This is a genomic window from Serratia sp. HRI, from assembly GCF_010119335.3.
GTDB classification, from domain to species: domain Bacteria; phylum Pseudomonadota; class Gammaproteobacteria; order Enterobacterales; family Enterobacteriaceae; genus Serratia; species Serratia nevei.
On sequence record NZ_CP083690.1, the window covers coordinates 4,941,182 to 4,963,124 of the forward strand.

Annotated in this window: 20 protein-coding genes and 1 pseudogene; 16 read left to right on the forward strand and 5 right to left on the reverse strand. The window is 58.2% G+C overall.

Annotated features, from left to right (window positions below):
* The 5 genes and pseudogenes from GF111_RS23630 to lpxO all read left to right on the forward strand — a co-directional run bounded on the left by GF111_RS23630 (position 1) and on the right by lpxO (position 4,738).
* Complete coding sequence (locus GF111_RS23630; protein WP_162420266.1) at positions 1 to 576, forward strand: cysteine hydrolase family protein; 576 nt, start codon at positions 1 to 3, stop codon at positions 574 to 576.
* A gap of 7 nt (positions 577 to 583) precedes the next feature.
* Positions 584 to 1,213: a GntR family transcriptional regulator gene (locus GF111_RS23635; protein WP_047730484.1), complete on the forward strand. Its 630-nt coding sequence runs from the start codon at positions 584 to 586 to the stop codon at positions 1,211 to 1,213.
* A 464-nt stretch (positions 1,214 to 1,677) separates the two neighbouring features.
* Positions 1,678 to 2,196: pseudogene (locus tag GF111_RS23640) on the forward strand (phage tail sheath subtilisin-like domain-containing protein); the annotation flags it as partial.
* Positions 2,197 to 2,329: 133 nt separating this feature from the next.
* Positions 2,330 to 3,535 (forward strand): ISL3 family transposase, encoded by a 1,206-nt coding sequence (locus GF111_RS23645; protein ID WP_071845285.1) that lies wholly within the window; start codon positions 2,330 to 2,332, stop codon positions 3,533 to 3,535.
* A 300-nt stretch (positions 3,536 to 3,835) separates the two neighbouring features.
* Complete coding sequence (lpxO, locus tag GF111_RS23650; protein ID WP_025303230.1) at positions 3,836 to 4,738, forward strand: lipid A hydroxylase LpxO; 903 nt, start codon at positions 3,836 to 3,838, stop codon at positions 4,736 to 4,738.
* A 36-nt stretch (positions 4,739 to 4,774) separates the two neighbouring features.
* Here lpxO and chaA read toward each other — a convergent pair whose 3' ends face one another.
* Complete coding sequence (chaA, locus tag GF111_RS23655; RefSeq protein ID WP_038876929.1) at positions 4,775 to 5,878, reverse strand: sodium-potassium/proton antiporter ChaA; 1,104 nt, start codon at positions 5,876 to 5,878, stop codon at positions 4,775 to 4,777.
* Positions 5,879 to 6,172: 294 nt separating this feature from the next.
* Entirely contained in the window at positions 6,173 to 6,991 is an 819-nt protein-coding gene (locus GF111_RS23660; RefSeq protein ID WP_147190153.1) for a siderophore-interacting protein, read from the reverse strand.
* A gap of 130 nt (positions 6,992 to 7,121) precedes the next feature.
* Here GF111_RS23660 and chaB point away from each other — a divergent pair, with 130 nt between their 5' ends.
* From chaB to cbl, 3 genes are all read left to right on the forward strand, one after another.
* Positions 7,122 to 7,349, forward strand: coding sequence for a putative cation transport regulator ChaB (chaB, locus tag GF111_RS23665; RefSeq protein WP_038876936.1), 228 nt, complete (start codon positions 7,122 to 7,124; stop codon positions 7,347 to 7,349).
* Positions 7,350 to 7,598: 249 nt separating this feature from the next.
* The gene (locus GF111_RS23670) at positions 7,599 to 8,294 is read left to right on the forward strand and encodes a gamma-glutamylcyclotransferase (RefSeq protein WP_038876938.1); all 696 of its coding nucleotides are present in this window, start codon (positions 7,599 to 7,601) and stop codon (positions 8,292 to 8,294) included.
* 302 nt (positions 8,295 to 8,596) lie between these two features.
* Positions 8,597 to 9,550 carry an HTH-type transcriptional regulator Cbl gene (cbl, locus tag GF111_RS23675; RefSeq protein WP_033634950.1) on the forward strand — a complete coding sequence of 318 codons (954 nt, stop codon included), beginning with the start codon at positions 8,597 to 8,599 and terminating at the stop codon, positions 9,548 to 9,550.
* A gap of 42 nt (positions 9,551 to 9,592) precedes the next feature.
* Here cbl and GF111_RS23680 read toward each other — a convergent pair whose 3' ends face one another.
* Positions 9,593 to 9,805, reverse strand: a complete 213-nt coding sequence (locus tag GF111_RS23680) for a hypothetical protein (RefSeq protein ID WP_060433305.1) — start codon at positions 9,803 to 9,805, stop codon at positions 9,593 to 9,595.
* A gap of 351 nt (positions 9,806 to 10,156) precedes the next feature.
* Between GF111_RS23680 and GF111_RS23685 the strand changes: the two genes are divergently transcribed.
* The 7 genes from GF111_RS23685 (at position 10,157) to GF111_RS23715 (ending at position 18,689) form a co-directional block, all read left to right on the forward strand.
* Positions 10,157 to 11,725 (forward strand): ABC transporter substrate-binding protein, encoded by a 1,569-nt coding sequence (locus GF111_RS23685; RefSeq protein WP_060433300.1) that lies wholly within the window; start codon positions 10,157 to 10,159, stop codon positions 11,723 to 11,725.
* Positions 11,725 to 12,774 (forward strand): ABC transporter permease, encoded by a 1,050-nt coding sequence (locus GF111_RS23690; protein WP_147191192.1) that lies wholly within the window; start codon positions 11,725 to 11,727, stop codon positions 12,772 to 12,774. The genes GF111_RS23685 and GF111_RS23690 overlap by 1 nt, the downstream gene beginning before the upstream one ends.
* Complete coding sequence (locus GF111_RS23695; RefSeq protein WP_033647740.1) at positions 12,771 to 13,640, forward strand: ABC transporter permease; 870 nt, start codon at positions 12,771 to 12,773, stop codon at positions 13,638 to 13,640. The genes GF111_RS23690 and GF111_RS23695 overlap by 4 nt, the downstream gene beginning before the upstream one ends.
* Positions 13,630 to 14,472 carry an ABC transporter ATP-binding protein gene (locus GF111_RS23700; protein ID WP_047730489.1) on the forward strand — a complete coding sequence of 281 codons (843 nt, stop codon included), beginning with the start codon at positions 13,630 to 13,632 and terminating at the stop codon, positions 14,470 to 14,472. The genes GF111_RS23695 and GF111_RS23700 overlap by 11 nt, the downstream gene beginning before the upstream one ends.
* Positions 14,469 to 15,140 (forward strand): ABC transporter ATP-binding protein, encoded by a 672-nt coding sequence (locus GF111_RS23705; RefSeq protein ID WP_038876950.1) that lies wholly within the window; start codon positions 14,469 to 14,471, stop codon positions 15,138 to 15,140. Before GF111_RS23700 ends, GF111_RS23705 begins: the two co-directional genes overlap by 4 nt.
* Positions 15,141 to 15,272: 132 nt before the next feature.
* A complete protein-coding gene (locus GF111_RS23710) occupies positions 15,273 to 16,847 on the forward strand; it encodes an ABC transporter substrate-binding protein (protein ID WP_047730490.1) in 1,575 nt (524 codons plus the stop codon).
* Between the two features lie 231 nt (positions 16,848 to 17,078).
* Positions 17,079 to 18,689: a hypothetical protein gene (locus tag GF111_RS23715; RefSeq protein ID WP_038876955.1), complete on the forward strand. Its 1,611-nt coding sequence runs from the start codon at positions 17,079 to 17,081 to the stop codon at positions 18,687 to 18,689.
* Here GF111_RS23715 and GF111_RS23720 read toward each other — a convergent pair.
* Positions 18,686 to 19,354, reverse strand: coding sequence for an A24 family peptidase (locus GF111_RS23720; RefSeq protein WP_038876957.1), 669 nt, complete (start codon positions 19,352 to 19,354; stop codon positions 18,686 to 18,688). The two genes, GF111_RS23715 and GF111_RS23720, sit on opposite strands and share 4 nt — an antisense overlap.
* Positions 19,355 to 19,779: 425 nt before the next feature.
* On the opposite strand from GF111_RS23720, the gene GF111_RS23725 reads away from it, so the two are divergent.
* The gene (locus GF111_RS23725; RefSeq protein WP_055313071.1) at positions 19,780 to 21,291 is read left to right on the forward strand and encodes a YchO/YchP family invasin; all 1,512 of its coding nucleotides are present in this window, start codon (positions 19,780 to 19,782) and stop codon (positions 21,289 to 21,291) included.
* Here the strand turns inward: GF111_RS23725 and narL are convergent.
* The gene (gene narL, locus GF111_RS23730; protein ID WP_016927346.1) at positions 21,288 to 21,938 is read right to left on the reverse strand and encodes a two-component system response regulator NarL; all 651 of its coding nucleotides are present in this window, start codon (positions 21,936 to 21,938) and stop codon (positions 21,288 to 21,290) included. The two genes, GF111_RS23725 and narL, sit on opposite strands and share 4 nt — an antisense overlap.
* Positions 21,939 to 21,943 lie beyond the last annotated feature (5 nt).

Here is a 21,943-nt window from a genome sequence, read left to right on the forward strand (position 1 = left end):
ATGCAATTAAGTTTTAATTCGGTTTTTGTTATTATGGACTTTCAGCAGATCATTGTTAAAAATATGGTATCTACTGCTGTCAGTGAAAGTGCAATTATCAATACTCTTAAGTTAAGAGAAAAGGCTAGAGAGGCTGGTGTGCCAGTTTTATATATCAAGGTTGCCTTTTCCGAAAGATATGAAGAGATTAATGAGTGGAATAAGCTATTTGCATCTATAAAACAATTGGATATTCTTAAAATCGGTGATGAAGGGACTTGTCTAGATGAACGTATTATTCCATCGGTGACTGAATCGGTTTTTATTAAACATAGAGTGAGTGCATTTTCTTCATCTGAGTTTTCGGGTTACCTTGAGAATAACAAAGTCAAAACTCTGATTTTGGCTGGGCTAAGTACCAGCGGAGTGATACTATCGACAGTAAGACAGGCATCTGACTTGGATTACAGGATAATTGTTGCTGAAGATGCTTGTGGAGATAGGGAAGAACATGTGCACAGATTTCTAATGAAAGATATACTACCTATGCAGGCCGAGGTTTTAGATACTGAAACTATTATTAAATTATTGGGGTGAGGGGAACATGATTATAAAAAAAGATGGCGAAATGCAAACATTAAACACCCTGCGTGAAATGATAATAAGAATGGATATAGCGCCGGGGGAACGTTTGACTGAGAGATGGTTGGAGACCATTCTGAATGTCTCTCGAACACCGATAAGAGAAGCTTTAGTCCGCCTGCAAAATGAGGGGCTAGTAGAGCGAGAGGGGAAAAAGTGGATCTGCTCCCCGATTGATTATAATGAAATTGAAGAAATTTGCATTTATAGAGAAGCAATTGAGGCTGGTGTCGTTTCCTATATTATGCGTAACAACGAATCCACTGAGTGTTTAAGTGTGATGTTGTCCGACATACGAAAAGTCAAACCTGATGGCTATAACTTCCATGTTGAGTTGGCAAAGGTTTCTGGGAATAGATTTTTTGTTGGAACTATCGATGAGGTTTTAAATAAGTTGTCTCGATTGCGTTATTTTTCTAAAGGTGGTGGTTTTTATGGTGATGAGGAGCACGAAATGATTTTAAGAACAATGTGCTCCGGTGATGTGACTAAAGCGGTCCACTTGATGAGGGATCATATATCAAAAAATAGCCGTCAACTAATTAATGCCATGAGGAATGCGCATCTGTCAATAAAATCTATAAGAAGGTGAGTCATTTTCTTTTAAATGAGTATGTTGTGGATTTACCTTGAATTTTACGTGATTTATTATGTTGAGGGTGAGTATTGGGGCTTGGGTTGCCCCTCATCCTCGGTTGATACTTTCTGATATCAACTCAACTGTCCCTTATCAAGAGGCCATGTAACTTCAATACGCTATAAGCACCAGCTTAAAGATAATTAAATTTGGCTGCTTAAATTATCAAGGTTTTTAATTATTACAACGTTAGATAAAACTATTACATTGATTTACCGCCTATATCTTTGGGTAAAGTCCTGCCACTCGGTTATGTAGCCCAATATAGAATTGTTAAATGGTGTATGCGAGCGTTATTACCTGAAAATTCTCCAATCCGGCCCGGTCTGTTGTCTGGTCGGCGCTTCCAGCGCCCACCGCGTGCGGCCCGGTGCGCCGGGCGTCATCATGCTTGCACCTACTCACCATGGAGCAAGTTAATGGGCGATTATCATCACGGTGTGCGCGTCGTCGAAATTAATGACGGCACGCGCGTCATCTCTACCGTTTCGACAGCTGTCGTCGGCATGGTCTGCACCGGCAAAGATGCCGACCCGAAGCTTTTCCCGTTCAACACCCCGGTACTGATTACCGATGTGATTGCCGCTGCCGGTAAGGCCGGGAAATCCGGCTCGCTGGCGAAAGCGTTGTCAGCCATTGGCGACCAGTGCAAGCCGGTGACGGTTGTTGTGCGCGTCGAAGAGGGCAAAGATGCAGCGGAAACCACGTCAAACATCATTGGCGGCGCGGACGAAAACGGCCGCTATACCGGCATGAAAGCTTTGCTCACTGCTCAGGCCGTCACCGGTGTGAAACCTCGTATTCTGGGCGTGCCGGGGCTGGATCCGCTGGAGGTGGCGACGGCGCTGGCCGGGATTTGCCAGCGGTTGCGCGCGTTCGGTTATATCAGCGCGTACGGCTGCAAAAGCATTTCCGAGGCCATCGCTTACCGCGACAATTGAAGAAGCCCCGGAAATCCGGGGTTTTTTTTGGTTCATCGCGCTTTAGCGTGAACCAATAGAAAACGGCAGTCAGAACGTTTAGGTTTGTATTCGCCAAAACACACCCTAAACTTTCAAAACTGCCGTCACTATGAATGCTAACCTTTGCTCCCTGTTCTGGGAAGGCTTTATCGTCAATTCCTTCTCGCATCCTTCTGCCAACTCCCTGCTTATCCAGCTCCAGCCTGACGCTGCCGTCATGCCCTGTTGTCGTCGTTGTGAGCGGCGGGTGCCTGTTGTGCATGATGTTTCCTTCCGCCGAGTGCGTGAACGCCAGCTGCTCGATTGGGTCGTCTGGCTCAACGTCCCCGTCCGGCGCCTGTGTTGCCCCCATTGCGGGGTCACCACCGAAAAAATCAGCTGGTTGCCTGAACGCCAGAGATATACCACGACGCTATCCGTATGGGTTGAGTCACTGGTCCGTTTACTGCCGATTAAGCACGTTGCACAACTCACCGGCCTGCACTGGCATACGGTCAAGAATATCGACTACCGGCGTCTGCTGCGGGAACGGACAGAGCCGCAGCGCCATACCCTCCGCCGTCTGGTGATGGATGAGTTCGCCCTGTTCAAAGGACATCGTTATGCCACCGTGGTGATGGATGCGGATACGCAACAGGTGTTGTGGGTGGGCGAAGGCCGCAGCAGAGCGGCCTTCCGCCCCTTCTTCGTCTGGCTGGGCGCTGAAGGCTGTGCCGCTATCCAGTCTGTCGCCATGGATATGAATACGGCGTTAGACCTGGAAGTCAGGCATCACTGCCCGCAGGCGGAAGTGGTCTATGACTTGTTCCATGTGGTGGCAAAGTATGGCCGGGAGGTTATCGACCGGGTCCGCGTCGACCAGGCCAATCAACTCCGTGATAACCCAAAATCGCGTCAGGTCATCAAACGCAGCCGCTGGCTGCTGCTGCGCAACCCCGAAAACCTGCCCGAAGGGCATGAGGTAAAGCTCACGGAGTTGCTGGAGGCGAATCAGCCGTTGAATGTGGTCTGGCTGATGAAAACAGCGCTGAAAGAACTGTGGTACGCCCCGAGTGAACAAGAGGCGCAGAGACGCTGGGTAAGCTGGTACAGGCAGTCTCAGGAAAGCGGAATCAAGGCGTTGCAACACTTCGCCGAGAAACTGAAAGGGTATGCCGGTGGCATCATCGCGAGTGCCAGACACAGGTTGAATACCAGCGTGCTGGAAGGGATGAACAATAAGATAAAAGTGATGAAGCGGATGGCCTATGGATACCGGGATAACGCTTACTTCTTCCTGAAAATCAAAGCAGCGTTCCCCGGTAAAGCGCGATGAACCATTTTTTTCGAAGTGTGGTCAATGCGTGGACACGCTTGGAAGTAAATCCTTTTACTTCAAATGACTAATATATCTTTGCTAGGCCGCTTCGGCGGCCTTTTTTATCTCCGCAATTTCCCCTCTCGTTTAACCTTTGTGTAAATTATTGTGGTTTTTTGTATAGATTTTCGTTGAGTTAGCGATAATGATTAATGGGTTCCAGATTGGCGCGCAACTTGCCTGCGCCGCCAAAAGGACACTATCTGGGGTGTGCGCCGCGCGGCGCATTGAGCGTGAGTTCCTTGATGCGATTCAAACATGAAATATATCATTCTGATTTTGCTTATTTTATGCGTCGTCTATGTGCATTACCGCGGGCGGGTACGCTACAACGTGTGGCGACAGCTGTCTGACCATTCCACCTTTACCGCACCGCTGAACGTCTTTATGTACCTGTTTTCCCGCGTGCCGACCACGCCGTACCTGAAGCCGGAGCAGTTCCCTGAGCTGGCGGTACTGCGGGAGAATTGGGAAACCATCCGCGACGAAGGACAGAAGCTGATGGAGATCCAGCAGATCAAAGCGTCCGATCAATTCAACGATGCCGGGTTCAACTCGTTCTTCAAGACCGGCTGGAAACGCTTTTATCTGAAATGGTATGAGGACAGCCATCCTTCGGCCATGACCCTGTGCCCGCAGACCACTGAACTGCTGCGCAGCCTGCCTTCGGTCAAGGCGGCGATGTTCGCCGAACTGCCGGACGGCAGCCGCTTGCCGCGTCACCGCGATCCTTACGCCGGTTCACTGCGTTATCACCTGGGGCTGATTACCCCCAACGATGACCGCTGCTTTATTGAGGTGGACGGCGAGCGCTACAGCTGGCGCGACGGTGAAGGCGTGATGTTCGATGAAACTTACCTGCACTACGCGGAAAATCAGAGCGGGCAGAATCGTCTGATCCTGTTCTGCGACATCGAACGGCCGATGCGCTACCGTTGGGCGCAGGCGGTGAACCACTGGCTGGGGCGCAATCTGATGAGCGCCGCCACCGCGCCGAACGAAGAGGGCGATCGCACCGGCGGCGTCAATAAGATGTTCAAATACATCTATGCGATACGCCGGGTGGGGAAACGCCTGAAGGCCTGGAACCGCACCGGTTATTACATCATCAAGTGGATTTTGTTCGGGGGGATCGCCGCGGCGATATTCTTCTCGGTATAACGAAGACTGGGGCGCACGGTGTGCGCCCCTTTTTGATCAGGCGAAGATAGTCATCATGTAGGCGGCGAACAGCGCCAGGTGGGCGGTGCCGTTCAGCACGTTGGTGCGGCCGGTCGAGAACGACAGCTGGCACAGCAGCAACACCGTCAGCATCACCACGATATGCGGCGTTTGCAGCCCGAAGATCAGCGTCTGCCCGGTCAGGGTGGCGATGATGGTGACCGCCGGTACCGTCAGGGAGATGGTCGCCAGCACCGAACCGAAGAACAGGTTCATGGCGCGTTGCACCTGATTGTTCAACACGGCGCGCAGCGCGCCCAGTCCTTCAGGCGACAGGATCAACAGCGCCACCAGGAAACCGGTGAACTGCGCCGGCGCATTCACCTTGGTCAGCAGGCCTTCCAGCGGATTGGCGTTGAACTTGGTGACGGCGATAACCGCGATCAGGTGCACGACGAGCCAGGCGGCATGCCAGGCGCTGCTGTGCGAAGAGGGCTTGCCGTGGTGCGGGTCGCCATCGTCGTCTTCATGCTCGTACACGAACAGGCTCTGGTGGGTTTTGGTCTGGATCACCAGGAACACGCCATACATGGCGGCGGAGATCAGCGCCACCAGCAGCGCCTGCCCGGTGCTGAAGTTACCGCCCGGCAGCGCGCTCGGGAACACCAGCACGATCACCGCCAGCGGGAAAATTGCCATCAGATACTGTTTAATGCCGCCCAGGTTGACGTACTGGGTGGCGAACTTGCGCCCGCCGAGCAGCAGCGCGAAACCGACCAGGCCGGCGGAAACGATCATGATGATGGAATACAGCGTGTCGCGCATCAGCGCCGGCGCGGCGTCGCCGGTGGCCATCAGCGCCGAGATCAGGCTGACCTCGAGGATCACCACCGACAGGCTGAGGATCAGCGAGCCGTAGGGTTCCCCCAAACGGTGGGCGAGCACGTCGGCGTGGCGCACCACGCTGAAGGCGCTGCTGAGGATCCCCACCAGCGCGAGAATATTGATGCCGACGATCAGCGGAAAGTGAGTGGTGCTGCTCCACAGATTCAACACCACCAGCGCGGCGATGGGGAAGATCAGCGAGTATTCGGTGTGGCGAGATTTGGTGGATCGGCCAGGATCGTGTTGCGACTTCATGAGGGTGGCACTCCTTCTCAAACAGCGTAGCCCGTCAGCGCCGGTCGCCGTGATGCGGCAACTCTGCGTTTCCAGTAGGTATTTTATATTAGGATACACCCACGGCGCCGGTGTGATGTTGTTTTTATCTGAGAAAGCAATTGCTTGCTTTATGTGATTAGGGTAACAAAAAAACCGCACGGGGTGCGGTTTTATTTACTTACTTTTACGCAATAACGCCAATTTTTAACGTTAGATATGAGAAAAGTCGTGTTTACTTATTTAGTATGCGGTTAATCAAGGAAAATATAGCCGTTAGTCATCAATATTATCCATGATTTCATGCCGTTTATTGTGGTAACCCTCTTCATTTAGCCCTTCACGCCAGTAAGGTACGGCATAAAGACGATTACGATCGCATTGACGTTCACGACGCAGGTAACGGCGCAGCTCTACCACCAGGCGATCTTCACCGGCGAGCCAGAAGTGCGTTTCGTCCTCCGGCAGGGACTGCGCGCGGAAACGGGCGATCAGTTCGTCGGTTTTCTCCGTACCGCCAACGATCCAATTCACCTCAATGCCAGCCGGTTTTCTCAGATCAATCACGTCGGCGGTGCTGTCGACGCGGACGAAAGCGCGCCCGGCGCTGTGCGGCGGCAGATTCTCCAGCAGCGCGGCCAGCGCAGGCAGTGAGGAAGGATCGCCCGCCAGGCAGTAGAAATCGGCCGCCGGCAACATCGGTTTGGGGCCGCCTGGGTTGCTGATGCCGATTTTATCGCCGGCTTTCGCCTGGCGCGCAAAGTCGACCGCCGGGCCCTGGTGATCGTGGATCGCGAACTCGATGTCCACCTCCGCCTGTTCCGGGCGCACGGCGCGAATGGAATAGGTACGCACGATCGGGCGTACGGCGTCCGCCGCCCAGCGCGGACCGTTTTCGGTCAGCGTCGGCAGGTCCGGCTGGGTTTGGCCGGCGAGCGGCAAAAAGACCTTGATGTGCGCAGCGGCGGCGTTGGCCGGGTAGTAGCGCAGATCGGGTGCGGTAAAGGTGATGCGGCGCAGGTGCGGCGTAATATCCTGTACGGCGCTGACGGCGATCAGGTAGGGGGCGCGTGAGCGAGGGGCTTCGGTAGTCACGGGGATCTCCTTATAGTTCGTTTGGCGGTGAGTATATCATGCCGTTTGATAATGAGAATTGTTTGCTTATTGAGGCGCAACGGCGTGTGAGTTAGGCTTAAGCTTCACGGAATACGCACGGGAGGACGTGATGCCCTATCAAGACACGAACGACTTGCCGGACAATGTGAAGCCTGTGCTGCCGGCCCATGCTCAGGCGATCTATAAAGAAGCGTTCAACAGCGCCTGGCAACAATACCGGGATCCTGAAGACCGACGCGGTGACGACAGCCGGGAGGAGACGGCGCACAAGGTGGCCTGGGCGGCGGTCAAGCAAAGCTATCGCAAGGGCGACGATGAGCATTGGCACAAAAAGTAACGCTTTATGGCCTGATAAAATCGCGCAGACGTTATGCTGACCCGGCAATTAATATTATTGCTGCTCAGTACAAATACTTTTCCACGTTAACACCGCTTTGCAACTTGATTGCGCGGCGGGAAAAGAATATGGTCATTATTAATCGGCGCGGTTATTGAATTAATAAAATTCCGCACCTAAAAATAAAATTGCAAAGGTTCAGTAGTGGCGAGGGAGGACGAGAAATCGTATTCCCGGGAGGTTGTAACAGTGTTAACGCGAGATTTTCTGCAAAAAGCGGATTGCAAAACCGCATTCGGCGCTATTGAGGAGTCGCTGTTGCTGACGCCTGAACAGCGCGCAGCCTCGTTGGATTGCACGTTATCGCGCCGGCCGGATCACAGCCCGGTTTGGGTATTCGGTTACGGTTCGCTGATGTGGAACCCGGTTTTTGAATCGGAAGAAGTGCGGCCTGCCATGCTGCAGGGTTGGCACCGGGCGTTCTGCATGCGCTTGACCGCCGGGCGCGGCACGCTGCATCAGCCGGGGCGCATGCTGGCGCTGAAAGAGGGCGGCCAGACCACCGGATTGGCCTTCCGTCTGCCGGAAAGCAAGCTGCGCGAAGAGCTGGAGCTGCTGTGGAAGCGCGAAATGATCACCGATTGCTACGTGCCGACCTGGTGTGAGCTGCAGCTGGAGGGCGGTGAGGTTGTCACTGCGCTGGTGTTCGTGATGAACGCGCAGCACCCGCTGTTTGAAGCAGACACCAGCCACCAGGTGATCGCGCCATTGATCGCCAGCGCCAGCGGCCCGCTGGGCACCAACGCGCAATACCTGTTTGCGCTGGATAACGAGCTGAAGCACCACGGCATGCAGGATGATTGCATCGGCGATCTGGTGCGCTATGTACGGCAATGGTTGCAGCAGAACCGGCCCGGCGCTTTCGGGGCGGAGGCCACGGCCTGAGGCGTTGGCAGGGTGGCAAACAGTGAAGGGCTCAGCACGCTGAGCCCTTTTTCATATATCTAATACCTCTATTTAATAACTTTATTCTGCATGATTATCTAAGGCCCCTTCTTTGTATGGTTATTTATCTCGTTATTTTTAAAGCCATTCATCATTTTCCCCCGTCTTCATCCCCCAAGAGTAACGATAAATAATTCACTTAGTATTAAATTGCATAACTAAAGGCTATTTCTTATTTGTTCAGCCCCGCAGGACTCCGTATCAATATGGCAAACGCTACCGCAAGAAACAGGGAGACGGGGATGAACTTTCAACAATTAAAAATTATTCGCGAATCGGCGCGCTGCAACTACAACCTGACCGAGGTCGCCAATACCTTATTTACTTCGCAGTCCGGCGTCAGCCGGCATATTCGCGAGCTGGAAGAAGAGCTGGGCATTGAAATATTCATTCGCCGCGGCAAGCGGCTGCTGGGCATGACCGAACCCGGCAAAGAGCTGCTGGTGGTGGCGGAACGCATTCTCAACGACGCCAATAACATCCGTCGCCTGGCGGACGTCTTCAGCAGCAACGATTCGGGACAGCTGCATATCGCGACGACGCATACCCAGGCGCGCTACAGCCTGCCGGGGGTAATCAAAGAGTTTCGCGCGCTTTACCCGCGGGTGCGGGTGGTGCTCAATCAGGGCAGCCCGGAGGAGATCGTTTCGATGCTGGCCGCCGGCGAAGCCGATATCGGCATCGCCAGCGAACGGCTGATGAGCGACGAATCGCTGGCGGCGTTCCCCTACTATCGCTGGCATCACACCATTCTGGTGCCGGAAGGGCACGAGTTGACGCGTCAGCCGCAGGTGACGCTGGAGATGCTCAGCACCTTGCCGCTGATCACTTACCGTCAGGGCATTACCGGGCGCGCGAAGCTGGATGCGGCGTTCAAAGCGGCGGGCCTGACGCCGGACATCGCGCTCAGTGCGCAGGATTCCGACGTGATTAAAACTTACGTCGAGCTGGGGTTGGGCGTGGGTGTGCTGGCGGACATGTCGTATGAAAAAGAGCGCGATCGCGGGTTGGTGAGCCTCAACGCCGAGCACCTGTTTGAACCCAATACGGTATGGCTGGGCCTGAAACGCAGCCAGCTGCAGCGCAACTATGCCTGGCGTTTTATCCAGCTGTGCAACCCGACGCTGTCGCTGACCGAAATCAAGGACAAGGTCTTCTCGTCACAGCTGGATGCGGTGATTGACTACCAGATTTAGTCGGACAGCTGTGCCCCGGCGGATTGCCACGGGGAAGGGGGATTAGTCGTCGGTACGTTCGATCAGGTGACGTTTACTTTTTCTGAACGGGCCGATGGCTTCCCATTCCGGGAGTTCTTCAGGCGGACGCGGGTTGGCCATCTCCCAGCGATGGTGTTGGCGCAAAATCTCGATGGCGATGCGTTTTTGCCGGCGCCGGTCTTGTACCGTCAGACGAGTCATAAACAGATCCGACTCAAGCAGGACGCTGCTCATGTCCGCCAGTGTTTGCTCTATCGCTCTCTCATGCCGGTGTGAGGCGCCATTTTCTGATAGATGGTTTTCCATTTTCCTGTCCCTTGGGTGACCGAGCTCACGTTAATCACCCAATGAAACAGACTCAAACCTCGACGTTCATCGCTGCGAATCGCGCCGCAAAGACAGTTATCCATTGCGGCCAGGTGCCACGAGAGTGCGACCGGCCGCGCAATCCTCGCCCTAATAATCAAAATCCCACCTATATACATAAAAAGAATATCTATAGTGATTTAAGTACCTTCAGCTGCCGATCGTGCTCGCATACACTCGCGAAATTATTATAAATTCCATCCGCTTGGAGAGTTTCAGATGAAAGTGCTCGTTCCTTCTTTGCTGTTTTTAGCCGTGGCTGCCAGCGTTAACGCGCAGGCGGCGACGCCGGCCAACACGCTGGTGATCGCGCAGTCTATCGATGACGTGGTCAGCTTTGACCCGGCCCAGGGATTTGAGTTAACCACGGTGCAGTCGTTCAACAGCCTGTATCAACGTCTGATCCAGTCCGATCCGCACAACCCTATCGATCTCAAGCCGACATTGGCCAGCAGTTGGCAGGCCGGCGCCGACAATCGCAGCCTGACTTTCAGCCTGCGCCCGGATGCCAAATTCGCCAGCGGCAATCCGCTGCGGCCGGAAGACGTGATCTTCTCGCTTTCACGGGTGGTAAAACTCAATCTGGAGCCGTCGTTTATCCTGACGCAGCTGGGCTGGAACGCGAAGAACGTGGAGGAACACCTGAGCAAGGTGGATGACCACCAGGTTAAAATCAGCTGGAGTGAAAACGTCAGCCCGGCCTTCGTGCTCAGCCTGCTGTCGGCGCCGGTATCGTCGATCGTCGACGCCAAAGAGGCGCTGGCGCACCAGCAGGGCGACGATCTGGGGCACCAATGGCTGAACAGTCATTCCGCCGGGAGCGGCCCTTACAAAATCCGCACCTATGTGCCGCACGAAGTGGTGGTGCTGGACGCCAACCCCGGTTCGCCGGAAGGGGCGCCGACGCTGAAAACCATCCTGATCAAAAACGTCCCCGATCCGGCCGCGCGCCGCTTGCTGATCGAGCAGGGCGATGCCGATATCGCGCGCAACCTGGGGGCAGACCAGATGGCGGCCTTAAAGGGCAAGCCGGGCGTCAAACCCCTGGCCATTCCTTACGCTTCGCTTTATTTCCTGCAGTTCAACGCCAAGGCGTCACCGGCGCTCGGCAATCCGGCGTTCTGGGAGGCGGCGCGCTGGCTGTTCGATTACAAAGGCATCGCCGACGATCTGCTGAAAGGGCAGTTCCAGAGCCATCAGGCATTCCTGCCGGACGGTTATCTGGGGGCGCTCAAGGATCAGCCGTACAGCTTCAATCCGCAAAAAGCCAAAGAGATACTGGCCAAAGCGGGGCTCAGCAACGTCAGTTTCCGTCTGGACGTCAACAACCAGCCGCCGTACCTGGATATCGCCCAGGCGCTGCAGGCCAGCTTTGCCCAGGGCGGCGTGAAGGTGGAACTGGTGCCGGGCATCAGTTCGCAGGTCTCTACCAAGGTGAAAGCGCTTAACTACGATGCGACGCTGACTTCCTGGGGGCCGGATTATTTCGATCCCAACACCAATGCCGCAGCCTTCGCCTACAACCCGGAAGACGGCAGCAAGACGCTGGCCTGGCGCGCCAACTGGCAGATCCCGGCGCTGAGCAAGCTGACGCTGGCCGCCACCGCGGAAAACGACACCGCCAAACGGGTGGCCGACTACCAGCAACTGCAAAAACAGGTGCAGCAAAGCTCGCCGTTCGTCATCGGCCTGCAGGCGCGAAGCCTGATTGCGGTGCGTGACAACCTCAAGGGCTATGTGCAGGGCATCAACCCTGACATGGTGTTCTACAGCAAGGTCAGCAAGTAATGGCCGCTGAACTGTCCGCCAGCGCCGGGGCGGCCCGGCGGTATTGGCGCTGGGGCGGGCGGCTGCTCGGCGGCGTGCTGTCGCTGACGTTGCTTGGCCTGCTGCTGTTCACCTTCATGCTGTCGCATCTGGCGCCGATCGATTCGGCGCTGCAGGTGGCGGGCGATCACGCCAGTGAAGCCACCTATGCGCAGGTGCGGCACGAGCTGGGATTGGATCTGCCGTTGCCGGTGCAGTTTTGGCGTTATCTGGTGCACCTGGCGCACGGCGATTTGGGCATTTCGCGCATCACCGCCCAGCCGGTGTTGAGCGATCTGCTGCGTACCTTCCCGGCGACGGTGGAGCTGGCCACCTGCGCCATTATCCTCGGCGCCCTCGGCGGCATTACGCTGGCGTTTCTGGCGGTGCTCAAACCAGGCAGTTGGCTGGATAACGCGGCGCGTCTGCTGTCGCTGATCGGTTATTCGGTGCCGATTTTCTGGCTGAGCCTGCTCGGGCTGCTGCTGTTCTATGCCACGCTGCACTGGTCGGCGGGGCCGGGGCGGCTTGACGACATCTACTTGTACAGCATGGAGCCGCGCAGTGGTTTTGTGTTGATCGACAGCTGGCTGTCCGGCGATCGCGACATGTTCTATAACGCCATCGGCCACCTGTGGCTGCCGGTCGTGGCGTTGGCGCTGCTGTCGATGGCGGGCATTACCCGATTGCTGCGGGCGGCGATGCTGGAAGAGTGCAACAAGGAATACGTGACGCTGGCGCGTTCCAAGGGGGCCGGGCGCCTGCGCATTCTGCTGCGCCATGTGTTTCCCAACGTGCTGGGCACGCTGATCACCGTACTGTCTCTCTCCTATGCCAGCCTGCTGGAAGGGGCGGTATTGACCGAAACGGTGTTCGCCTGGCCCGGCGTCGGGCGTTATCTGACCTCGGCGCTGTTTGCCGCCGACACGCCGGCGATCCTCGGCGCCACGTTGCTGATCGGCACCTGTTTCGTGCTGTTGAATGCGCTGGCCGACGCCTTGACCTATTTAGTGGATCCGCGAACCCGATGAGCCAATATCTCTCTGAACACGAACCGCAAAGCGAGCCGGCCGTCGGTTACCGCCGCGGTCGGCGCCTGACCACGCTGACGCTGGGCGCGGCACTGGTGGCGATTTTGATCGTCACCGCGCTGCTGGCACCGTGGCTGGCGCCTTTCGATCCTAATCTGCAGCATATCGAGCTGCGGTTATTGCCGCCTTCCGCCGCACATTGGCTGGGCACCGACGGCTTCGGCCGCGATTTGCTCTCCCGCGTGATTTACGGCGCGCGGCCGACGCTGATTCTGGTGTCGCTGATTCTGGTGTTGACCATTCCCATCGGCCTGTTGGTCGGCATTGGCGCCGGTTATCTCGGCGGCTGGGTGGAGCGCATTTTGATGCGCCTGACCGACATTTTCCTGTCGCTGCCGAGCCTGGTGATCGCGCTGGCGTTTGTGGCGGTCATGGGGCCGGGGCTGATGAACGGCGCGCTGGCGCTGGCATTGACCAGCTGGCCGGCCTTTGCCCGCCAGGCGCGGGCCGAAACCCTGGCGCTGCGCCGCAGCGACTACCTGGCGGCGGCGCGCATGCAGGGCATCAACGGGCTGCGGCTGATGGTCGGCCACATTTTGCCTTTATGCCTGCCGAGCGCGGTGGTGCGCGCGGCGCTGAGTCTGGGGGGCATCATCCTGTCCGCTGCCGGTCTGGGGTTCCTCGGCATGGGCGTTGCGCCGCCGACCGCCGAATGGGGCTCGATGGTGGCCGAAGGCAGTAAAGTGATTTTCGATCAATGGTGGGTCGCCGCCGCGCCGGGCGGGGCGATCCTGTTCGCCAGCCTGGCGTTTAACCTGCTGGGCGATGGCCTGCGCGACAAAATGGATCCTCGTCATGGGCACTGATAACACCTTATTGACCGTCGAACGCCTGGCGATCGGCGTGCCGGAGCCACAGCCGGTGGCGCTGGTGAAGAATATTTCGTTCAGCATGGGGCGGGAGCGGCTGGCGCTGGTCGGTGAGTCCGGTTCCGGCAAGTCGTTGACCGCGCGTGCGCTGATGGGGCTATTGCCGCCGCCGTTACAGCTGCAGGCGCATCGCCTGACGTTGGGCGATGAAGACTTAACGCGCCTGAGCGAGCGCCAGTGGAGCCGGCTGCGCGGCGACCGGGTGGCGATGGTGATGCAAGACCCCAAGCATGCGCTGAATCCCAATCAACCGATCGGCCGTCAGGTGGAGGAGCCGCTGGTGCTGCATACAAAGCTGAGTCGCGCCGAGCGGCGTGAAAAAGTGCTGGAGATGCTGGCGGCGGTGGGCTTGCCCGATCCGGCGGCGCTGTGCCGCCGCTATCCGCATCAGCTCTCCGGCGGCATGGGGCAGCGGGTGATGCTGGCCATTGCGCTGATCAACGATCCGCAGCTGTTGATTGCCGACGAACCGACTTCGGCGCTGGATCACCAGATGCGCGATCAGGTGCTGCAGCTGATAGACAATCTGGTGGCGCAACGCAATATGGGGCTGATCCTGATCAGCCACGATTTGCAGCAGGTGGCGCACCACTGCGAGCGGGTACTGGTGATGTACAAAGGTGAGCTGTTGGATCAGCTGCCGGCGGCAGAGCTGGCGCAGGCAACGCACCCTTATACCCGCACGCTGTGGGCGTGTCGGCCGAGCCGCGAGACGCGCGGCAAACCGCTGCCGGTGCTGGATCGCGCGCTGTTGGAGACGTTGAAATGAGCGTGATTGCACTGGAGAACCTGAGCGTCAGTCACCGCCAGGGCTACGAACTGCGCACCGTGGTGCATGAGGTTAACCTGCGCATCGAACCGGGCGAGTGCTTCGGGCTGGTGGGGCCTTCCGGCTGCGGCAAGTCCTCTTTGCTGTGGGTGCTGGCCGGGCTGAACGGCAGCTGGCAGGGCGGCTTTGAGTTGCTGGGGCGGCGGCTGCAGCCTGGGCAGGCGTTTACCGGCGAACTGCGGCGCGAGGTGCAAATGGTGTTTCAAGATCCCTATGCTTCGCTACACCCCAAACACCGGCTTTTGCGTACGCTGTCGGAGCCACTCAAACTGCTGAAGGAGAGCGACATCGAACGTAAAGTCAGCGCGGGCTTTCGCCAGGTGGGGTTGGATCCGCGCCTGTTGGATCGCTACCCGCATCAGCTGTCGGGCGGCCAGCGGCAGCGCGTGGCGATTGTGCGCGCATTGTTGCTGCGGCCGAAGCTGCTGTTGCTGGATGAACCGACTTCGGCGTTGGACATGTCGGTGCAGGCGGAGATCCTCAACCTGCTCAACGAGCTGAAACAGGCGGGCGATCTGACTATGGTGCTGGTCAGCCACGATGCGGACGTGATTGACCACATGTGCGATCGTTCGGTGGCGATGGCGCACGGCCGCATCATCGTTTGAACCTATGCCCGCCAACGCGGCGGGCATATCCATCTGGGTAATAAATAAAGCAATTTATCGTCGTTCTTCCGTTAATTCTTACCCCCTACACTCGACAAACAGCGCAACCGCGTGATTGTGGAGAGTGTATTGATGAAACGGTTAATCCCAACTTTATTGTACGGCGCGCTGGCGGCCGCTTTCGGTGCGCAGGCCGCCACCCCGCAGGATACCTTGGTGGTGGTCAGTTCGCTGGAGGGCATTATCAGCCTCGATCCGGCGGAGAGTTTTGAAACCGTCAGCTCGGCCAATCTGGTCAACCTTTATCAGCGCCTGGTGGCACCGGATCGCGCCGCGCCGCAAAAGCTGGCGCCGGACGCCGCAGGCAGTTGGCAAGCGGGCGCCGATGGCCGCAGCCTGACCTTTACCCTGAAACCGCAGCAACGCTTTGCTTCCGGCAATCCGCTGCGGCCCGAAGACGTCATTTTCTCGCTGGTCCGCGCGGTGAAGCTGAACAAGGCGCCGTCGTTTATTCTCGGCGAGTTTGGCTGGACGCCGGATAACGTTGAGCAGCAGCTGAAAAAGGTGGGAGACAACCAGGTGCAGCTCCGTTGGCCCGCCAACATCGGCAGCGAGCTGGCGCTGAGGCTGCTGACGGCGAACGTGGCCTCGATCGTGGATGAGAAGCTGCTGAACGAGCACGCGCAGCAGGGGGACTACGGCAATGCCTGGCTGCGCAGCCATTCCGCCGGCGGCGGTCCGTATCGGGTAAGCAACTATGTGCCGCACGAGGCGCTGCTGTTCGGCCGCAACGACTATGCGCCGTCGCCGGCCAGACTGAAAACGGTGTTGTTCAAGAACGTCAGCGACGCCGGCACCCGCCGTTTGTTGCTGCTGAAAGGGGATGCCGACGTGGCCTACGATCTGGGGGCCGATCAGTTCGACTCGCTGCGCAATGCGCCGGGCGTACGCATCGAGCAGGCCGATGCGCCCCGGGTCTATTACCTCGGTTTCAACACCGGCAGCAAAGACAACCCGGCGCTGGGCAATCCGGCACTGTGGCAGGCGGCGCGCTGGCTGGTGGATTATCAGAGCATCGCCGAGCAGCTGTTGAAAGGGCAATATCGGGTGCATCAGGCCTTCTTGCCGCAGGGATTGGACGGGGCGCTCGACGATCGGCCATTTAAGCTCGACGTGGACAAAGCCAGACAGATCCTGCGCGAGGCCGGCATCGCCGAAGGGACGCGCATCAGTCTGATCGTTATCAACCAGCCGCCGTATACCGACATCGCGCAGGCGTTGCAGGCCAGCTTTGCGCAGGCCGGGCTGCGGCTGGATATCCAGCCGGTGGTGGAGAGCGATCTGTGGGGCAAGATGCGCGGCCGTGATTTTCAGGCAATCTTTACCTACTGGGGCGCCGACTACCTGGATCCGAACACCAACGCCAGCGCCTTTGCCTACAACGTGCCCGGTGGGCCGAAAACCCTGGCCTGGCGCACCCAGTGGGGCATTCCCGCCATCAGCGCGGAAACGCGTGCCGCGGCCGCGGAGGGCAACAGCGCCGCGCGCAGCGCACGTTACGTCACGTTGCAACGTGAACTGCAGGTCAGTTCACCCTATGTGGTGGCTCTGCAGGGGCAAACGCTGGTGGCATTGCGGGACAACGTTGAAGATGCCCGGGTGGATATCGCCAACAGCATGCTGTATCTGGACCGGGTGAGTAAGTAGCGACCGCGCCGCGCGCCTGGCCGGGCTTTCTGGCGCGCCAAAGGCCGACAGCCGGTGAAATCGCGTGCTGTTGCAACCGCGAAACGCGAGATGTTGTATCAAGGTGAAATAAAATGAAATTTCATAACGTGCTCATGTGGCGGTGATAGATTGGCGCTGAAAGGCGGCGGTGTTTACGCCTTTCAGCGCGGTCGTTCGCAATGATGCGGACACATCACGTCAGGAGATATTATGGACAATTACGGAAACGCTGCAGTGGAGCGCGCAGCAACCTTGCTCGCCACCGGTGAGGTTGTGACGCCGGAACAGTTTTATCAGGACAGCGACGGAAGCAACTGGGGGCCGGCGATCAACAAAGCGGCGGCGGCGGCGCTGCAAGCCGGCGGCACGTTGTCCCTGGGCAAACGGGTGTATACGGTCGCCGGGCACGTACTCATTCAGACGACAACGGACATCTACGGCGGCATCGGTTTGCGGGTGGTCGGATTGGGGCGGGCGACCAAAATCGTCAAGACCGCGGACAGCAGCTATACCAATGAACAAGGCGAAACCAAGAAAGCGGTGATCGTGGTGAAAGGCTTCGCCAATCTGACCCTGCACGGCTTGACGTTGCGGGATGATACCGGCGCAGACGATACCCACGGCGTCTGGTTCAGCGATCTCAATATGACGAAGTTTGATATCCGTGACATCTACACCAAGGTGGGCGGTTATTCGCTGTTTGTGTCGGGCGACATGTTCATTAACTGGCTGGTGAACGTGCAGATGGAAGCTAACGCCAATCGCCCGGGGGATGGGGTGCTGTGGATGAACAAATCCGGCACCACCAATTTTATCGACGGGCTCTACGCCGCTCGCGCCAAAGGCACCGCGTTCAGAATTTCAGGATTTTACTCTACGGTCGGCTCGTTGGCTGCGGATGACTGCATCGGCGATATCTACAATTTCAAAGATTTTAACGGCACGATAAATTCATTGGGCTGTGAGAACCGCAATACGCAGCGCGCCGCCAGTGTCAGCGTGCTGTCCACCAACTTTGCCCAGGGCACGATAGGCAATATCAATATCCAGGACGCGCAGAACGTGGAGAGCGGGGGCGTGCTGTGCCGGTTCATCAACGAATCCCGTTGGGATATCGGTCAGTTGAATCTTTACAGCGGTTCGAAAACGCCTTTCCCGGTGGCGATCGCCGCCTGCAACAACAATACCGAGGTAACCTTCAGTAACGTCTATAACGGCGGCGTCCCGGTGGCCGGCAAAAGCACCGTCGACGTCACGTCGTTTTTAAGCGGGGTCGAAGCGATGTACAGTCTGGGGGAGCGGGCTATTGCCCCTTCCTCCACCAGCAATCATTTGCCGCGCAATATCTCGAAACAGCCATCGTGGACTTTGTTAGGCACCCTGACCGCGCCGGATCGGCAACCCACAACGCACATTACGCTTCAGCAGGGCGTAAGCACCAAGGTGCTGGCGTGCGATTTATATATCACGTTCGACCTGTCTTCGCAGGCGACCGCCTTTGTCGTCAATAGAGGCAGCTATAGTGCGAAAAGCGCCTTTATGTTGCGGCGCACCGGGCCGTTGAGCTGCGAAATATATTATCGCGTCGAGAAGGATTTCGGCTTTGGCAGTTATCAGGTGCAGACTACGCGCGGCAGTTACTGGCGGCCGGACGGCGCTTCGTTGAGCGCGCCCCCCTCCGATGCGTTGGAAATCCGTAGCGACGAGATGTTATCCACGACCAGGCTCACGGCGGTCCAGCCACTGGCCAATCCGACAACGGCCAGCACGGCAGAAGTGGCCGGATTACTCAATCGGCTGATCGAGGCGCTGAAGACCTAACGGAACAACGTCAGCGCGCTTTGGTCGGCGCCCATCAAGAGCTGCAGCCAGCCGGCCGCCGCCAAGGCGATACCGAAAGGTTGCGGCGTTCGCCAGCCGCGGCGCGGGTGCCGGCCGCGCCTTACCGCCAGGCCTAACCCGAACGCCGCCGCCAGGCAGACCAACAGCGGCAACGTCGTCCAACCGAGCCAGGCGCCCAGCGCCGCCAACAGTTTGAAATCGCCCTGGCCGATGCCGTTACGCCGTCGCACCTGCCGATAAAGCGCGTTGAGGAGCCACAGCGCCCCGTAACCGGCTGCCGCGCCGATAACCGCATCATCCAGCGGTGCCCAGCGGGCGTCAAGGTTGCACAGCAGCCCGCCCCACAGCAGCGGCTGGGTTAGCCGGTCCGGCAGCCATCGGTGGCGCCCGTCGAGCCAGGCCAGGGCGATCAGCAGCGCCGCAGCCGGTGGCAACCACAGCCGGTGCGCTGCCGACAGGTCGAAAGGCAGCGTCGCCAACGCCAACCCCAGAGCCGTCAACAGCAGGCTGCGGCGGCGCAATTTCGGTAGGTTGGCGCGTACGGCTACCGTTCGCTCCAGCCGGGTGATGAGTGAGAAGGCGAGCAGGCCGGCCGACAGCAGGGCGGTGAAAAACAGCACGTGCCACAGTGAGGAAAGAAACATCAGGGTTCCGTCAGTCGTGAAAAAGATGTTTAAAATAACGGCAAAATGCGTATTTCACCGGGGTGAAATGCGGCGGCCTGCGGGATATGCGCGGTTGCGCGCAGCGCGGCTTTACGTATTGCATGGCGAAACAAGCCGCTACGTGTCGGCTCGCAGCGTTACTGCACGTTTTATCGGCAAAATCGGCGCTAAAAGAGTGTGAATTCACCTGCGTTCGGAGAGGGGCGAGTCAATGGTGTGATGTGACGGCGTCACTGGGGGCGATTGGGGTTTATCCTATTGTTTCTGTTCGCCAAGCCGTTAGGCTTTAAGGGAGAGGCGTCCCCGCCAGGCCGGGACGTAAGATTTTTCAGATATGTCGCGGGAAAGGCGATAGCAAAGCAGTGGGTTGGCGCGATCCAGGAGGGAGAGAAGCCAACGGTGTCATGACAGACGTGATTCAGACAGGATTTATCAAGACCCAAAAACGATTTTGGCGCCGTCGCCAGGCGGCCTGGCTGGCTGGGCCGCTGATGTGGCTGGCCGGCATGGTGCCCGTGTGCGCCGAATCCCCGCCGGCGCCGGACGCCGTTATTTCTTCCGAACAGCAAGCCGCGGATCCGGCCGAGAACTTGCCGGATCTGGGTGGTGCGCCCGACGACGCCGCGCGTGAAAAACAGTGGGCCGAGATGGCCAAACAGCTCGGCGAGAAAGATCTGAACAACGTTTCACGTCAGCAGATGCGCAGCCGCGCCGAGGATTATTTGCTGGGCCAGGCGGCCGACACGCTGCAGCAACAGGCGCAGGAACTGTTGTCGCCGCTGGGCACCGCGCGGCTATCGTTGAAAATGACCGGGGAGGGGGACTTTACCGGCAGCAACGGGCAGTTATTCAGCCCGCTGTACGACGTCGACGGATTGCTGACCTACAGCCAGATCGGCTGGCTGCAGCAAAGCGCTGGGGCGCTGGGCAATTTTGCGCTGGGGCAGCGCTGGATCGTCGGCGACTGGCTGCTGGGGTATAACACGGCGCTCGACAGCGATTTCGCCCGGCAGCGCAATCGCGGCAGCGTCGGTGCGGAAGCCTGGGGAGACTACCTGCGTTTCTCCACCAACTATTATTATCCGCTGTCGGCGCTGTCGCAGCAGCCCGGCAATGGGGTGTTTTTCAGCCGCCCGGCGCGCGGTTACGACATCACGACGCAAGGCTATCTGCCGTTTTACCGCCAGATCGGCGGTTCGCTCAGCTATGAGCAGTACCTGGGCGACAATGTCGATCTGTTCGGCAGCGGTAAAAAGCAAAACGATCCGCGCGCCATGCAGCTGGGGCTCAATTACACCCCGGTACCGCTGGTGACGATGAAGGCGCTGCATAAGATTGGCGCGGGCGGGCAGAGCCAGGAGCAGGTTGAATTGGCGTTGAGCTATCGGCTTGGGGTGCCGCTGGTGAAGCAGATTTCGCCGGAGTATGTGGCGCAGGCCAAGTCGCTGCGCGGCAGCCGTTACGATCCTATCGAACGCAAGAACGTGCCGGTGCTGGAGTTCCGCCAGCGCAAGACGCTGCAGGTGTTCCTGGCCACGCCGCCGTGGAGCCTGCAGGCGGGAGAAACCGTGCCGCTGGTGCTGGAAATCAAGGCGTTGAACGGAATTTCTCACGTCAGTTGGCAGGGGGATACGCAGGCGCTGAGCCTGACGCCGCCGCATAACGCCAACGATCCGCAGGGCTGGACGGCGATCGTGCCGCCATGGGACGACGCGCCGGGCGCCGCCAACAGCTACCGGCTGTCGGTCACGCTGGAAGACGATAAACAGCAGCGCGTGACCTCGAACTGGATAGAGCTGAAAGTGGCGCCGCCGCTGACCGCGACCTCCGGGGAAGACGCGGGCCTGCCGCCGATCAAAACCCTGACGCCGCCGCCCATTCCGGCGCAAACCGGGCCGCTGTACGGCGGCGATTAACCGTTTTTACCCTGAAGCACCCACACGGCCGCCTCGACGCGGGATTTTAGCTTCATCTTCTTCAGCAGGTGTTTGACGTGTACCTTGACGGTGCTTTCGGTGATGGTCAGGCGGCGGGCGATCAGCTTGTTCGGCAGCCCCTGAGCGATCAGCTTCAGGATATCCCGCTCGCGCGGCGTCAATTGCTGAATATCGCGATCGGCGCTGGGGCGGTTTTCCCGCAGGCTGGCGGCGAGGATCGGCGTCAGCGTCTCGCTGAGCACCATCTGCCCGGCCGCCGCCTGATGCAGCGCCTTCAGCAAGTCCTCCGGCTCCATGTCTTTCAACAAGTAACCGTCGGCGCCGCGCTTGAGCGCGCTGACGACGTCGTCTTCATGGTTGGACACGCTGAACACCACAACGCGCCCTGACAGGTCGGTCTGGCGCAGGCGATCCAGCGTTTCCAGCCCGTTGATGCCGGGCATGTTCAGATCGAGCAGGATCAGATCCGGATCGTGCTGTTCTGCCAGCGTGACCCCTTGCTCACCGTTGCTGGCTTCGGCGATGACCTGTAGGCGAGCATCCATGCCAATCAGCTGTTTTACGCCGTTGCGCAGCATCGGGTGGTCGTCGATCAGTAAGATTGTGGCGGCGGTTTCTGTCGTCATGGTGT

What these genes read in the sequence shown, in the direction of transcription:
- GF111_RS23705 (WP_038876950.1), top strand. Translation starts at nt 14,469, where the DNA reads ATGAGCGTGATTGCACTGGAGAACCTGAGCGTCAGTCACCGCCAGGGC.
- GF111_RS23635 (WP_047730484.1), top strand. Translation starts at nt 584, where the DNA reads ATGATTATAAAAAAAGATGGCGAAATGCAAACATTAAACACCCTGCGT.
- GF111_RS23700 (WP_047730489.1), top strand. Translation starts at nt 13,630, where the DNA reads ATGGGCACTGATAACACCTTATTGACCGTCGAACGCCTGGCGATCGGC.
- GF111_RS23645 (WP_071845285.1), top strand. Translation starts at nt 2,330, where the DNA reads ATGAATGCTAACCTTTGCTCCCTGTTCTGGGAAGGCTTTATCGTCAAT.
- lpxO (WP_025303230.1), top strand. Translation starts at nt 3,836, where the DNA reads ATGAAATATATCATTCTGATTTTGCTTATTTTATGCGTCGTCTATGTG.
- GF111_RS23630 (WP_162420266.1), top strand. Translation starts at nt 1, where the DNA reads ATGCAATTAAGTTTTAATTCGGTTTTTGTTATTATGGACTTTCAGCAG.
- cbl (WP_033634950.1), top strand. Translation starts at nt 8,597, where the DNA reads ATGAACTTTCAACAATTAAAAATTATTCGCGAATCGGCGCGCTGCAAC.
- GF111_RS23680 (WP_060433305.1), bottom strand. Translation starts at nt 9,805, where the DNA reads ATGAGCAGCGTCCTGCTTGAGTCGGATCTGTTTATGACTCGTCTGACG.
- chaA (WP_038876929.1), bottom strand. Translation starts at nt 5,878, where the DNA reads ATGAAGTCGCAACACGATCCTGGCCGATCCACCAAATCTCGCCACACC.
- narL (WP_016927346.1), bottom strand. Translation starts at nt 21,938, where the DNA reads ATGACGACAGAAACCGCCGCCACAATCTTACTGATCGACGACCACCCG.
- GF111_RS23690 (WP_147191192.1), top strand. Translation starts at nt 11,725, where the DNA reads ATGGCCGCTGAACTGTCCGCCAGCGCCGGGGCGGCCCGGCGGTATTGG.
- GF111_RS23715 (WP_038876955.1), top strand. Translation starts at nt 17,079, where the DNA reads ATGGACAATTACGGAAACGCTGCAGTGGAGCGCGCAGCAACCTTGCTC.
- GF111_RS23710 (WP_047730490.1), top strand. Translation starts at nt 15,273, where the DNA reads ATGAAACGGTTAATCCCAACTTTATTGTACGGCGCGCTGGCGGCCGCT.
- GF111_RS23720 (WP_038876957.1), bottom strand. Translation starts at nt 19,354, where the DNA reads ATGTTTCTTTCCTCACTGTGGCACGTGCTGTTTTTCACCGCCCTGCTG.
- GF111_RS23685 (WP_060433300.1), top strand. Translation starts at nt 10,157, where the DNA reads ATGAAAGTGCTCGTTCCTTCTTTGCTGTTTTTAGCCGTGGCTGCCAGC.
- GF111_RS23695 (WP_033647740.1), top strand. Translation starts at nt 12,771, where the DNA reads ATGAGCCAATATCTCTCTGAACACGAACCGCAAAGCGAGCCGGCCGTC.
- chaB (WP_038876936.1), top strand. Translation starts at nt 7,122, where the DNA reads ATGCCCTATCAAGACACGAACGACTTGCCGGACAATGTGAAGCCTGTG.
- GF111_RS23725 (WP_055313071.1), top strand. Translation starts at nt 19,780, where the DNA reads ATGACAGACGTGATTCAGACAGGATTTATCAAGACCCAAAAACGATTT.